Below are 13,788 nucleotides of genomic sequence, written 5' to 3'. Positions count from 1 at the left end.
ACACGGGCCTGGGCTTCGTACCCAAGGCCGGGTCGGGAAAAATGCTATCGCTCGGCCCACAGCACCAGTACATCTGTACTGAACGAACCATCGGCCTCAATCTCAAAATATTCAAGCACTTCATCGCCCATCGAACGCTGCAGCTGGAGGATCGCCCCACGCATCACCTCGGGCGTGCGCATGCGTTCGACCCAGGAGTGGTACTCCAGGCGCAGGCGTTGGCGCGAGGTGCTGCGGGTGTGCAGCCCTGCTTCGCTGACCTGGCGCAACCACTCGCCAGCCGAATAATCGCGCACATGACTGGTGTCACGCAGCACTTCGATGCTTTGCAAGTAGGTGTCCAGCAATGGCGTACCCGGCGACAGGATGTCGATGAACGCCATCATCCCGCCCGGCTTGAGCACTCGCCTCACTTCCCGCAACGCCAGGCCGAGGTCGCTCCAATGATGCGCCGAATAACGGCTGAACACGAAGTCGAACTCAGCGTCGGCGAACGGCAGGCGCTCGGCGGCGCCCCGGACCGTGCTGATGTTGCCCAGGCCACGCTCAGCCGCTGCTGCGGTGACAACATCCAACATCTGTTGGGACAGATCGTAGGCCACCACTTCACCGGCCAGCGGCGCCACGTGAAAACTCACATGGCCGGCGCCACAGCCCAGGTCCAGCACACGGGCATCGCCACGCCCGGCCAACGCCGCCTGTAGCAGCGCGAACTCAGCGCCCTGGGCGTGCACGGCACTGCTCAGGTAGGCCGAGGCCTGTTCACCGAATTGCTTTTGTACAACCTGACTGTGGGCGGTGCTGGTCATGCATGGTTACCTTTTTGGTGTTGTGTTGCCTGGGCGGGCCCCATCGCGAGCAAGCTCGCTCCCACAGGTGTCTTGTGAACACCATAGATCCCCTGTGGGAGCGAGCTTGCTCGCGATGAGGCCGGTACTGCCTACATCAATCCATCAAGCATCCCGAAACAACCAAGGCTGGCTCGCCCGGTGCTTGGCCTCGAACGCGGCAATCGCCTCGCCGTCCTGCAAGGTCAGGCCGATGTCATCCAGGCCGTTGAGCAGGCAATGCTTGCGAAACGCATCGATCTCGAACCCCAACACCTTGCCGTCAGGACGGGTCACGGTCTGGGCCGCCAGGTCGATCTGCAGTTGATAGCCCGGGTTGGCCTCGACCTGCTGGAACAGCTCATCCACGTCAGCATCGCTGAGGATGATCGGCAGCAAGCCGTTCTTGAAGCTGTTGTTGAAGAAGATGTCGGCGTAGCTCGGCGCGATGATGCTGCGGAAACCGTACTCTTCCAGGGCCCATGGCGCGTGTTCGCGGCTCGAACCGCAGCCGAAGTTCTCCCGGGCCAGCAACACACTGGCGCCTTGGTAACGCTCGGCGTTGAGCACGAAATCCTTGTTCAACGGCCGCTTGGAGTTGTCCTGGTACGGCTGGCCGACATCCAGGTAGCGCCATTCGTCGAACAGGTTGGGGCCGAAACCGGTGCGCTTGATGGACTTCAAGAACTGCTTGGGAATGATCTGGTCGGTGTCGACGTTGGCACGATCCAAAGGCGCGACAAGACCGGTGTGCTGGGTAAAAGCTTTCATGCTGCGCTCCTTCAGATCAATTCGCGGACGTCGACGAAACGGCCGTTGACAGCCGCCGCCGCGGCCATCGCCGGGCTCACCAGGTGCGTACGGCCACCGGCGCCCTGACGGCCTTCGAAGTTACGGTTGGAGGTGGAGGCGCAATGCTCGCCCGACTCCAAACGGTCCGGGTTCATCGCCAGGCACATCGAGCACCCCGGCTCACGCCATTCGAAACCGGCCTCGAGGAAAATCTTGTCCAGCCCTTCCGCTTCGGCCTGGGCCTTCACCAGGCCCGAGCCCGGCACCACGATGGCCTGCTTGATGGTCGAGGCGACCTTGCGGCCCTTGGCGATCACTGCCGCGGCGCGCAAGTCTTCGATCCGCGAGTTGGTGCAGGAACCGATGAACACGCGATCGAGCTGAATGTCGGTGATCGCCTGGTTGGCGCTCAAGCCCATGTATTTCAAGGCGCGGACGATGGAGTCGCGCTTGACCAGGTCCATTTCCTTGGCCGGATCCGGTACGTTCTGGTCCACCGCCAGCACCATTTCCGGGGAAGTGCCCCAGCTGACTTGCGGCTTGATCTGCGTCGCGTCGAGCTCGACCACGGTGTCGAACTGGGCATCGGCGTCGGAGACCAGGTCTTTCCAGGCCTCGACCGCCATGTCCCATTCCGCGCCTTTGGGCGAGAATGGACGGCCCTTGACGTACTCCACGGTTTTTTCATCGGCGGCCACCAGGCCGACGCGGGCGCCGGCCTCGATGGACATGTTGCAAATGGTCATGCGGCCTTCGACGGACAAGTCGCGGATCGCGCTGCCGGCGAACTCGATGGCATGGCCGTTACCGCCGGCGGTGCCGATCTTGCCGATCACGGCCAGGACGATGTCCTTGGCAGTCACGCCGAACGGCAACTGGCCTTCGACGCGCACCAGCATGTTTTTCATTTTCTTGGCGACCAGGCACTGGGTGGCGAGCACGTGCTCGACCTCGGAGGTGCCGATGCCATGGGCCAGGGCGCCGAAAGCACCGTGGGTCGAAGTGTGCGAGTCACCGCAGACCACGGTCATGCCGGGCAAGGTCGCGCCCTGCTCCGGGCCGATGACGTGGACGATGCCTTGGCGCACATCGTTCATCTTGAATTCAACGATGCCGTATTCGTCACAGTTATCGTCGAGGGTCTGGACCTGCAGGCGCGAGACCTGGTCGGCAATGGCTTCGATGCCGCCCTTGCGCTCCGGCGTGGTCGGTACGTTGTGGTCCGGGGTCGCGATGTTGGCATCGATGCGCCACGGCTTGCGCCCGGCCAGGCGCAGGCCTTCGAAGGCTTGCGGCGACGTCACTTCGTGAATGATGTGACGATCGATATAGATCAGCGCCGAGCCATCGTCGCGCTGCTTGACCAAATGCGAATCCCAGAGCTTGTCGTAGAGCGTTTTGCCGGCCATCAGACGGTTTCCTCATCAGCTTGTTTCTATGCCCCGGGCCTTGAACGAATCAATAACCCCTTGGCTTGTGAGGCTGATCCTATGGGGTTACATTAAATAACTCAAATTCATATTTTTCATGCTTTGCATAACCAACTGGAATCCGACCGGAACCGCCATGGACCTCGCCAACCTCAATGCCTTTATTGCCATCGCCGAGACGGGCAGTTTCTCCGGCGCTGGCGAACGCCTGCACCTGACCCAGCCGGCCATCAGCAAGCGCATCGCCGGCCTTGAACAACAACTCAAGGTGCGCCTGTTCGACCGCCTGGGCCGTGAAGTGGGCCTGACCGAGGCCGGCCGGGCCCTGTTGCCGCGGGCCTATCAGATCCTCAACGTGCTGGACGACACCCGCCGCGCCCTGACCAACCTGACCGGCGAAGTGACCGGGCGCCTGACGCTCGCCACCAGTCACCACATCGGCCTGCACCGCCTGCCACCTTTATTGCGCGAGTTCACCCGGCGCTATCCCCAGGTGGCGCTGGATATCCAGTTCCTGGATTCGGAAGTGGCCTACGAAGAAATCCTCCATGGCCGGGCGGAACTGGCCGTCATCACCCTCGCCCCCGAGCCCCACACGCTGGTACGGGCCACACCGGTGTGGGACGACCCCCTGGATTTCGTGGTCGCCCCGGAACATGCCTTGCTGGAAAACAGTTCGGTGAGCCTGGCGGACATTGCCTTGCATCCGGCAGTGTTCCCGGGGGGCAACACCTTTACCCACCACATCGTGCAACGGCTGTTCGAGGCCCAGGGCCTGACGCCAAACATCGCCATGAGCACGAATTATCTGGAAACCATAAAAATGATGGTTTCCATCGGCCTGGCCTGGAGCGTTCTGCCGCGCACCATGCTCGACGAACAGGTCGCACGCATTCCTTTGCCGGGCATACAGCTCAGTCGCCAGCTAGGCTATATCTTGCACACCGAACGGACGCTATCGAATGCCGCACGGGCTTTCATGGCCTTACTGGACGCACAAATCGATTTGCCAGGGACAAAGGCATAGGTTGTGCCGCGCCTGTAGGGCCTTGGAGGCTTGTGCTTAATGCCCAAAACCGCTCAAGGCTCGCTAGAAATGCCCAAACCTGCTGACCATCTCCCGCCCTTGCCACGCATTCAGGCGCTCGACCCGAAGCGGTCCGAGCAAAGCTGGGACAGCGCGCCACAGTTGCTGGCCGCCCTGAACGGTGCGCGGCTGGGCGCCTGGTCGTGGGACATCGACAGCGGCCAGATCAGTTGGTCCCGCGGCACCCAGGCGCTGTTCGGCTTCGATCCGCGCCAACCGTTGCCGGCGGACGTGGACTACCTCGATTTGCTGTTACCCGAAGACCGGGCCAGGGCCGTGCGCGCGTTTCACGCGGCAGTGGCCGGGGCGCCACTGGAACAGGCGATGCATCACCGCATCGTCTGGCCCGACGGCAGCCTGCATTGGCTGGAAATCAGTGGCAGCGTGCTGCCCGACAAGCACGGCCGGCCGCGCATGATCGGGGTGATTCGCGAAATCACCCATCAGCGCGAACGGGAACAGGCGCTGCGCAGCTCGGAAAAACGTTTCGCCACGCTATTTCACCTGACCCCGAACATGGTGCTGCTGACCCGCCAGGAAGATGGCCTGATCATCGAGGCCAACCAGTATTTCGAAAGTCTGTTTGGCTGGCCGCTGCACGACATAATCGGCCGCACGACCCTGGAACTGGGCTTATGGGTCCATCCCGAGCAGCGGGCAAAATTGGTGGAGGTCGTCAAGGCCAAGGGCGAAATGACGAGTATGGAGGTAGAACTGCAGGCCAGTAACGGCCAGATCCACAGCGGCCTTCTCAGCGCGCAGAGAGTCGAGCTCGAGGGCCAGCCTTATCTTCTGAGCACATTCCTCGATACCACCGAACGCAAACTGGCCGAGCAGGCCCTCAAGGACAGCCAGGAGCGCCTGGACCTGGCCCTCGACTCGGCGCAACTGGGCACCTGGGACTGGCACATTCCCAGCGGCATGCTCTACGGCTCGGCCCGGGCCGCGCAGCTCCATGGCCTGGAACCCAAGGCGTTCCACGAATCATTCGATGCGTTTTTCGAGGGGGTGCCCACGGAAGAACGCAACAACATGCGCAACGCCTACCGCAGCCTGCGGGAAGGCCCGGCGGGCAATTATCAATTGACCTACCGCGTGCAACTGCCCGACGGCAGCTCGCGCTACCTGGAAAGCCGCGCCCGCCTCTACCGCAACGACGACGGCAGCCCCTTGCGCATGGCAGGGACTTTGCTGGACATCACCGACCAGGTGGAGCGCGAACAAAGCCTGGCCGCCTCGGAAGAGAAATTCGCCACGCTGTTCCAGGTCAGTCCCGATCCGATCTGCGTCACCCACCAGGACAGCGGCCGGTTCCTTGAGATCAACTCCAGTTTCACCCAGACCTTCGGCTGGACCACCGGCGACGTGATCGGCCTCAGCGCCGACGAAATCGGCCTCTGGGGCGGCTCGGGCAGCAGCCTGCAACGCATCGAACGGGTGATCCGCGAACAATCGCTGAACAATGTCGCCATCGTCGTTCACCACAAGAACGGCCAGCCGCTGACCTGTGTGATTTCCAGCCGGCAAATCAACGTCGGCAATCAGCCGTGCATCGTCACGACTTTGCGCGATATCACGCAGCAGCAACGCTCCGAAGCCGCCCTCAAGGCCAGTGAAGAGAAGTTCGCCAAGGCGTTTCACTCCAGCCCCGACGCCATTACCATCACCGAGCTCGAAAGCGGTCGCTACCTTGAGGTCAACGATGGCTTCTGCCGGCTGACCGGTTACCGCGCCGATGAAGTGATCGGGCATACGGTCTACGAGGTGGGTATCTGGGCCGAAGAAAAACAGCGAGCGGCCCTGCTGGCCGAACTGCAGCTCAAGGGCCGCGTCGTCCACCAGGAAATGCTCGGGCGCAATAAACGGGGGGAAATCCTTACGGTGGAGGTCTCGGTCGAGCCCATCACCCTCAATGAGACCGCGTGCCTGCTGCTGACCGCCCGGGACGTGAGCCTGCTGCGCAATGCCGAAGCCCAGATCCGCCACCTGGCCTACCACGACTCGCTGACCAACCTGCCCAACCGGGCCTTGCTGATGGACCGCCTGAGCCAGCAGATCGCCCTGCTCAAGCGCCACAACTTGCGCGGTGCCCTACTGTTTCTCGACCTGGACCACTTCAAGCACATCAACGACTCCCTCGGTCATCCCGTGGGTGACACCGTACTGAAAATCATCACCGCGCGCCTGGAAGCCAGCGTGCGCCTGGAAGACACTGTCGCGCGCCTGGGGGGCGACGAGTTCGTGGTGTTGCTCAGCGGCCTGGAAGGCTCGCGTAACGAAGTCAGCAAGCAAGTGCAGACGCTGGCCGACACCCTGCGCGAATTGCTTTCTGAGCCGATGTTTCTCGATGGCCAGCGACTGCAGGTCACGCCGAGCATCGGTATCGCGTTGATCCCCGACCACGGCTCCACGCCCACCGATTTGCTCAAGCGCGCCGACATTGCCCTGTACCGCGCCAAGGATTCGGGACGCAACACCTCGCAGATGTTTCACACCACCATGCAAAAAGCCGCCAGCGAACGGCTGCGCATGGAAACCGACCTGCGCCAGGCCCTGGCCCGTGGCGAGTTCAGCGTGCATTTCCAACCGCAGGTCGATGCCCGGGACAACCGCATCGTCGGCGCCGAAGCCCTGGTGCGCTGGCATCACCCGGACCTCGGCGCCCAATCGCCCAACGAATTCATCAAAGTGCTGGAGGACAGCGGCCTGATCCTCGAAGTCGGGACCTGGATCCTTGATGAAGCCTGCGACGGCTTCAAGCAACTGATCGCCAAGGGCAAGATCGACCCACAGCAATTCAGCCTGTGCGTAAACATCAGCCCGCGACAATTCCGCCAGAGCGACTTCGTCGAACGCATTGAAACCTGCCTAGCCACCCATGCCCTGCCCTGCTCCATGCTGAAGCTGGAAATCACCGAAGGCATCGTGATCCAGAACCTGGACGACACCATCGCCAAGATGCGCCGGCTCAAGAAACTGGGCGTAAGCTTCGCCATGGACGATTTCGGCACTGGTTATTCGTCGCTGACCTACCTCAAGCGCCTGCCGGTGGACACGCTGAAAATCGACCAGTCATTCGTGCGCGACGCCACCAGCGACCCCAACGACGCCGAAATCATCCGGGCCATCGTCGCCATGGCCCGCAGCCTCAACCTGGTGATGATTGCCGAAGGTGTGGAGACCCTGGAGCAATTGCAGTTCCTGCAAGGACTCGATTGCCATTTGTACCAGGGTTACCTGCACAGCCGACCGCTGCCGCTGGAGGCGTTTGAGCGGTTGTTGCCGTGACATGGAGACACTGCGGGGAACGCTTGTGGCAAGGGGGTTTTATGTGGGAGCAAGGCTTGCTCGCGACTGCAGCTGACTCGGTATTTGAAGGACCGCATCGCTTTTATCGCGGGCAAGCCTTGCTCCCACATAAAATCCCCTCGCCACAATGAATCTTCCACCGTTCTCCAAAATGAAAAAGGGCGCCCTTGGGCGCCCTTCTTCAGTTGCGATGCATCAGTTTTGCAGCGCGGGTTGCCGCTGCGCACCGTTGATCGGGATGCGCTTGGCTTTTGCCTCTTCCGGAACCACCCGCAACAGGTCGATGCTCAACAGACCGTTGCTCAGGCCGGCGGACTTGATCTCGATATGATCGGCCAACCGGAAGGACAGCTTGAACGCACGCTGGGCAATGCCCTGGTGCAGGAAGGTGACGCTGTCGTTGCTGGCTTCACGCTTGCCGCCGCTGATGGTCAGCACACCTTTTTCCACTTGCAGGTCCAGGTCTTCTTCCTGGAATCCGGCGGCGGCGACCACGATGCGGTACTCGTCATCGCCATGTTTTTCCACGTTGTAGGGTGGATAGCTGCTACCTGGTTCGTTGCGCAGGGCGGTTTCGAACAAGTCGTTGAAACGATCGAAGCCTACCGAGGAACGGAACAGCGGGGCCAGCGAAAATGCAGTACTCATGATTCAAATCTCCTGAAAAATTCAGCAAGTTTTTTTGTCTCCGCGACCCGAATTCGGCATCGCGTAACCCCTATCTAGGGTCCGCCAAAAACTTTTCAAGAGGTTTTTTTGAAATTTTTTCAGGCCGCTTTGGTGCGCTGCACACCCAATAAATGCCCCACCGCGTCCAGGTCGGTTTCCCGGCGCAGCGCGGTAAACAGCTCGACCGCTTCGGGGTAATTGCGGGTCAGCATTGCCAGCCACTGCTTCAACCGGCCCGGGGCTTGGCGCGGTGTCAGTTGTTCGACCACTTGCTGCCAAAAGTCGTGGAGCATCGGCTGCAGCTCGACCCAGGACATCTCGACCACGTCCTCGCCAGCCCGGGCGGCGGCGATTTGCCGGGCCAGGTCCGGGCGGGAAACGAGACCGCGACCGAGCATGATGTCTTCGACACCGCTGATTTCGCGGCAACGGCGCCAATCCTCAACACTCCAGATATCGCCATTGGCGAACACCGGCACCTTGACCACTTCCTGCACGCGGGGGATCCATTCCCAATGGGCCGGAGGCTTGTAGCCATCGACCTTGGTCCGCGCATGCACCACGATGTGCGCCGCGCCGCCTTCGGCCAACGCCGTGGCACAGACCAGCGCGCCGTCCGGGCTATCGAAGCCCAGGCGCATCTTGGCGGTGACGGGGATGTGTTTCGGCACCGCGCGGCGCACGTGTTCGACGATTTCGTTGAGCAGTTCCGGCTCCTTGAGCAACACCGCCCCGCCCCGGGATTTATTCACGGTCTTGGCTGGGCAACCGAAATTCAGGTCGATCACCTCCGAGCCCAACTCACAGGCCAACGCCGCGTTTTCCGCCAGGCACACCGGATCGGAGCCGAGCAACTGCACCCGCAACGGCACGCCGGCAGCGGTCTGGGCACCGGCCAGCAGCTCAGGGGCGAGCTTATGGAAATAGGCCGGCGTGAGCAGACGGTCGTTGACGCGGATGAACTCGGTGACACACCAGTCGATCCCGCCAACACGGGTCAGGACATCCCGCAGGATGTTGTCGACCAACCCCTCCATGGGCGCCAGGGCAATTTGCATGGAAACACACACTCAACGAAAAAACGTGCGGCAGTTTACCGGATTTTGCCCACATTTCCGGCATTCCCCACAAATCCCTGTGGGAGCGGGCTTGCTCGCGAAAGCGGTGGGTCAGCTTGCATTGACGTTGAATGGACTGACGCTATCGCGAGCAAGCTCGCTCCCACAATGGTTCCAGGGCGTTCACGGAATTGGAGTCCGCCACAATCCCCTGTGGGAGCGGGCTTGCTCGCGAAAGCGGTGGATCAGCTTGCATTGACGTTGAATGGACTGGCGCTATCGCGAGCAGGCTCGCTCCCACAATGGTTCCAGGGCGTTCACGGAATTGGAGTCCGCCACAATCCCCTGTGGGAGCGAGCTTGCTCGCGATAGCGGTGGGTCAGTCTATGAAGATGCCAGATGGATTCAGCGCCACGCCGTAACCCTCGATGAATTCCTGCGGCATGCGCTTGGGCCGACCGGTGGACAGTTCGATGCAGACGAAGGTGGTCTGGGCCCGCAGCAGCGTGACGTTGTCGCTGGGACGGACCAGCTGGAAATGCCGGGTCATTTTCAGGCGCTGGTCCCAGTCGACGATCCAGGTCGCCAATTGCAGTTCGTCGCCTTCATAGGCGGCCGCCAGGTAATCGATTTCATGCCGCACCACTGCCATGGCCCGGTCCAGGCGCCGGTATTCCACCAGATCCAGGCCCAGGCGCTGGGAATGGCGCCAGGCACAGCGCTCGAGCCAGGTGACGTACACCGCGTTGTTGGCATGGCCCAGCCCGTCGATGTCTTCGGCATTGACCTGAAGATCAATGATGAATGGCGTTGCCCGATCCCAGCCCATGCCCCTCTCCCGGTCGAATTTGGATGGGGGCAGTGTAACGGATGATCAAGCCGATTGCCGCGCTTGCAGGCTGCGACCGGCCAGCAGTGATAACACCCCATCAATCACACGAGGATCGGCCAGCACCCGCTGATGCCCGCCCTGTGGCAGTCGCAGCAGCCGACTGTCGAACCACGCCTCATGAATCAACTGCGACTCCTTGACCGAAACCGACGTGTCGTCCTCGGCATGGACGATCAACCCCGGCACGTCCAGTTGATAATGCGCCACGTCCATCTTCGAGGCCGGCATGCCCACATCGCTTTCTACCTGGCGAATGAAGGCCGAACGCGCCTTGGGCGGCAGGCCCATCATCCGGGAGAAACCGCGCAGCACCCCAAGAATGCGAGCGGGCGCGGCGATGCTGACCAACGTCTCGGTACGCAACCCCAACTGGACGGCCAACAGGGCACTGGCGCCGCCCATGGAGTGCCCGATCACGGCCTGCAACGGCGGCAACTCGGCGGCGGCTTCGAGCATGGCCCTGGCGAACAACAGGACATTCGCCTCACGACCCGGCGAGCGACCATGAGCCGGGCCGTCCAGCGCCACCACCATGTAACCGGCATCCACCAAGGCCGTGATCAGCGCCGCGAACTGGGTCGGCCGCCCTTCCCAACCGTGCATCAACAAGACCGCCGGACCTTTGCCCCAGCGCAAGGCCGAGAGACCGAAGCGTAAGGTGATACGTTCGGACGTCGCCAGCAACGGCAGCTCCCAATCTCGCGGCGGCAAGTTCCGAGGGCGCATGAACAACGAACGCATCTGCTTCGCCACCAGGTGCGGAGCCACCCAGCCAAGCGTGCCATTGACACTACGAATCCAGCTCAACCTGTCCATCGCTCATCTCCAGGGCTCGCGCCTCAGCTCAACGCACCGCCGACTTGGCGGCGCGCAGCAAACGATCCGATAACTCTCCCGGGCCCAATGCCCGCGCCAGGGCCAGGCCACCCACCATCAAGGCGATGTCGGCCAAAGCCTTGTCGGCGTCCTCCGGGCTGGCCGCCAACTGCGCGACCATCAACTCGATATGCTCATTGAGCACCTCACGAAACGCCTCCGGCAGCCGCCCGAGTTCGCCGACCGACGCCGGGATCGGGCAGGCTTGCTCGGTGCAATCGCGGTGCTTTCGCGACAGATAGAACGCGGCAACCAGGGCGCGCCGTTCTTCGCCTGTCAGCTCGCCGTCCATATCGGCGATCAAGCCGCGGCGCCGATTGAGCAATTGCTTGAAGGCCTCCAACATCAAGGCATCCTTGCTTTCGAAATGGGCGTAAAAACCTCCCACCGTCAGCCCGGCCGCGCCCATCACCTCGCCCACGCTCGGCTCTGCCGGCCCACGCTGAATCAGCGCATCGCTGGCGGCCTTGAGAATGCGTTCACGGGTTTGTGCCTTTTTATCGCTCATCGTCGCCTCCGAATATTACGACTGAAATATTATCCATGTAATAATTTTCCGCAAGCGGAAATTTTCACCGCTGGTCAGAAGACTTTTTCAAAGGATAAGGGAATTGGCCGAACGCCAGACAAACAAAAGGGCCATTCAAGAATTGAATGACCCTTATAAAATCCCGCAGAGCGGGTAATCGTGGCGTCCCCTAGGGGACTCGAACCCCTGTTACCGCCGTGAAAGGGCGGTGTCCTAGGCCACTAGACGAAGGGGACACAAACCTTCTAACTTGATCAGTGCTGAGAACTGATCGATTCAAAGCCGGTGTGGCCAAACCTTGAACCTGTAATTGGTGGAGCTAGACGGGATCGAACCGTCGACCTCTTGCATGCCATGCAAGCGCTCTCCCAGCTGAGCTATAGCCCCGGATTTTTCGCCTCGCGGCGGAGCGACGTCTTGCAACATCGCTTCTGTAAAACTGGCGTCCCCTAGGGGACTCGAACCCCTGTTACCGCCGTGAAAGGGCGGTGTCCTAGGCCACTAGACGAAGGGGACGCAAACCCTTCTATACAACTGATCAACGCTGAGTGTTGATCGCTTCAAGACCGGTGTGGCCAGGCCTTGAAGTGTAAATTGGTGGAGCTAGACGGGATCGAACCGTCGACCTCTTGCATGCCATGCAAGCGCTCTCCCAGCTGAGCTATAGCCCCTCATCGCTGAGGACGGGGCGAATCTTAAGGGCGTATCGGAGGGCTGTCAAATTTATTTTCAACAAATCTAAAAATTTTTTGCCGGGATAACAATCACTTACCGACAAACCCCGGAAAACCGGGGTATGCCCTGCCTCATCGAACGCTTACGCGATCGCGCCCAGCAGTTTTTCCCACTCCTTGTTCTCCTTCTTCGACACGCCACCGAGCAGATCGATGGCCTGGCGCAGGCGGAAACGGGTCAGGTCCGGCCCGAGGATTTCCATCGCATCGAGCACCGACACCGAGCTGGCCTGACCGGTAATGGCGGCGAACATCAGCGGCATGGCATCGCGCAATTTCAGCTCCAGGGACTCGACCACGGCCTGGATGGTCGCGGTGATGCTGTCCTTCTCCCACTGACGCAGGCTTTCGAGCTTCCACAGGATCAGTTGCATCAACTGGCGCACCTGGTCGCCGGAGAGCTTCTTGGATTCGAACAGCTTCGCGTCCGGCGTCACGCCACCGGCAAAGAAGAAGCCGGCCAGCGGGGCGACCTGGCTGAAGGTCTCTACCCTGCCCTGCACGTGGGGAGCGATCTTCATCATGTACTCAGGGTTCAACGCCCACTTCTGCACACGAGCGGCGAACTCCTCCACCGGCAGGTCCCGCAGCCACTGGCCGTTGAGCCACGACAACTTCTCGATGTCGAAGATCGGCCCACCCAGGGAGACGCGCGACAGATCGAAGTGCTCGACCATTTCCTGCAGCGAGAACTTCTCACGCTCGTCCGGCATCGACCAGCCCATGCGCCCCAGGTAGTTGAGCATCGCCTCGGGCATGAAGCCCATGCGCTCGTAGAACGTCACCGAGGTCGGGTTCTTGCGCTTGGACAGCTTGCTCTTGTCCGGGTTACGCAGCAGCGGCATGTAGCACAGCTGCGGTTGTTCCCAGCCGAAGTATTCGTAGAGCAGGATCAGTTTCGGCGCCGACGGCAGCCATTCTTCGCCGCGCAAGACGTGTGTGATGCCCATTAGGTGATCATCGACCACGTTGGCCAGGAAGTACGTCGGCAAGCCGTCGGTCTTCATCAGGACTTGCATGTCCATGCGATCCCACGGGATCTCGACATCGCCACGCAGCATGTCCGGCACCACGCAGACGCCTTCGCTCGGCACTTTCATGCGGATCACATGGGGCTCGCCAGCGGCCAGGCGACGGGCGACTTCTTCCTTGGACAGCAGCAGCGCCCGGCCATCGTAGCGCGGGGTTTCGCCGCGAGCCATTTGCTCGGCGCGCATCTGGTCCAGCTCTTCGGCGGTGCAGAAACATGGGAACGCATGCCCCATGTCCACCAGTTGCTGGCAATACTGCTGGTAGATATCGCCGCGCTCACTCTGGCGGTACGGACCGTGCGGGCCGCCGACGTCCGGGCCTTCGCTCCAGTCGATTCCCAACCAGCGCAGGGCGTCGAAGATCTGCTGTTCGGACTCGCGGGTCGAACGCAACTGGTCGGTGTCCTCGATCCGCAGGATGAACTCGCCGCCATGCTGCTTGGCAAAGCAATAGTTGAACAAAGCGATGTAAGCGGTGCCGACATGGGGATCGCCAGTGGGCGAAGGCGCGATGCGGGTGCGGACGGTGGTCATGGCATGTCTCGGAAAGAATA

The 13,788-nt window shown here is 61.4% G+C and carries 11 protein-coding genes and 4 tRNA genes; 2 read left to right on the top strand and 13 right to left on the bottom strand.

Annotation, left to right across the window (positions count from 1 at the left end):
* Nucleotides 1–44: 44 nt before the first annotated feature.
* The 3 genes from AB4N80_RS15060 to leuC form a co-directional block, all read right to left on the bottom strand.
* A complete protein-coding gene (locus tag AB4N80_RS15060; protein WP_460082761.1) occupies nucleotides 45–809 on the bottom strand; it encodes a class I SAM-dependent methyltransferase in 765 nt (254 codons plus the stop codon).
* Between the two features lie 144 nt (nucleotides 810–953).
* Nucleotides 954–1,598 carry a 3-isopropylmalate dehydratase small subunit gene (gene leuD, locus AB4N80_RS15055; RefSeq protein ID WP_003203864.1) on the bottom strand — a complete coding sequence of 215 codons (645 nt, stop codon included), beginning with the start codon at nucleotides 1,596–1,598 and terminating at the stop codon, nucleotides 954–956.
* Between the two features lie 11 nt (nucleotides 1,599–1,609).
* A complete protein-coding gene (gene leuC, locus AB4N80_RS15050) occupies nucleotides 1,610–3,028 on the bottom strand; it encodes a 3-isopropylmalate dehydratase large subunit (protein WP_186639905.1) in 1,419 nt (472 codons plus the stop codon).
* Between the two features lie 157 nt (nucleotides 3,029–3,185).
* Between leuC and AB4N80_RS15045 the strand changes: the two genes are divergently transcribed.
* The gene (locus tag AB4N80_RS15045) at nucleotides 3,186–4,076 is read left to right on the top strand and encodes a LysR family transcriptional regulator (RefSeq protein ID WP_460082757.1); all 891 of its coding nucleotides are present in this window, start codon (nucleotides 3,186–3,188) and stop codon (nucleotides 4,074–4,076) included.
* A 69-nt stretch (nucleotides 4,077–4,145) separates the two neighbouring features.
* The gene (locus AB4N80_RS15040; RefSeq protein WP_122566039.1) at nucleotides 4,146–7,424 is read left to right on the top strand and encodes an EAL domain-containing protein; all 3,279 of its coding nucleotides are present in this window, start codon (nucleotides 4,146–4,148) and stop codon (nucleotides 7,422–7,424) included.
* Nucleotides 7,425–7,640: 216 nt separating this feature from the next.
* Here AB4N80_RS15040 and AB4N80_RS15035 read toward each other — a convergent pair whose 3' ends face one another.
* From AB4N80_RS15035 to gltX, 10 genes are all read right to left on the bottom strand, one after another.
* Entirely contained in the window at nucleotides 7,641–8,093 is a 453-nt protein-coding gene (locus AB4N80_RS15035) for an Hsp20 family protein (RefSeq protein ID WP_122566040.1), read from the bottom strand.
* Between the two features lie 119 nt (nucleotides 8,094–8,212).
* Entirely contained in the window at nucleotides 8,213–9,172 is a 960-nt protein-coding gene (locus AB4N80_RS15030) for a tRNA dihydrouridine synthase (protein ID WP_122566041.1), read from the bottom strand.
* Nucleotides 9,173–9,551: 379 nt separating this feature from the next.
* Entirely contained in the window at nucleotides 9,552–10,001 is a 450-nt protein-coding gene (locus tag AB4N80_RS15025; RefSeq protein ID WP_122566043.1) for an acyl-CoA thioesterase, read from the bottom strand.
* Nucleotides 10,002–10,046: 45 nt separating this feature from the next.
* Nucleotides 10,047–10,880, bottom strand: a complete 834-nt coding sequence (locus AB4N80_RS15020) for an alpha/beta fold hydrolase (RefSeq protein WP_122566044.1) — start codon at nucleotides 10,878–10,880, stop codon at nucleotides 10,047–10,049.
* Nucleotides 10,881–10,908: 28 nt separating this feature from the next.
* Nucleotides 10,909–11,448: a TetR/AcrR family transcriptional regulator gene (locus AB4N80_RS15015; protein WP_122566045.1), complete on the bottom strand. Its 540-nt coding sequence runs from the start codon at nucleotides 11,446–11,448 to the stop codon at nucleotides 10,909–10,911.
* Between the two features lie 181 nt (nucleotides 11,449–11,629).
* A tRNA-Glu gene (locus tag AB4N80_RS15010) sits at nucleotides 11,630–11,705 on the bottom strand.
* 75 nt (nucleotides 11,706–11,780) lie between these two features.
* A tRNA-Ala gene (locus AB4N80_RS15005) sits at nucleotides 11,781–11,856 on the bottom strand.
* A gap of 53 nt (nucleotides 11,857–11,909) precedes the next feature.
* Nucleotides 11,910–11,985: transfer RNA gene (locus AB4N80_RS15000), tRNA-Glu, on the bottom strand.
* 79 nt (nucleotides 11,986–12,064) lie between these two features.
* A tRNA-Ala gene (locus AB4N80_RS14995) sits at nucleotides 12,065–12,140 on the bottom strand.
* Nucleotides 12,141–12,286: 146 nt separating this feature from the next.
* Nucleotides 12,287–13,768, bottom strand: a complete 1,482-nt coding sequence (gltX, locus tag AB4N80_RS14990) for a glutamate--tRNA ligase (RefSeq protein WP_122565119.1) — start codon at nucleotides 13,766–13,768, stop codon at nucleotides 12,287–12,289.
* Between the last annotated feature and the right edge of the window lie 20 nt (nucleotides 13,769–13,788).

This window comes from Pseudomonas sp. H3_A02, from assembly GCF_054671965.1.
This window is presented reverse-complemented; position numbering and strand designations above follow the sequence as displayed.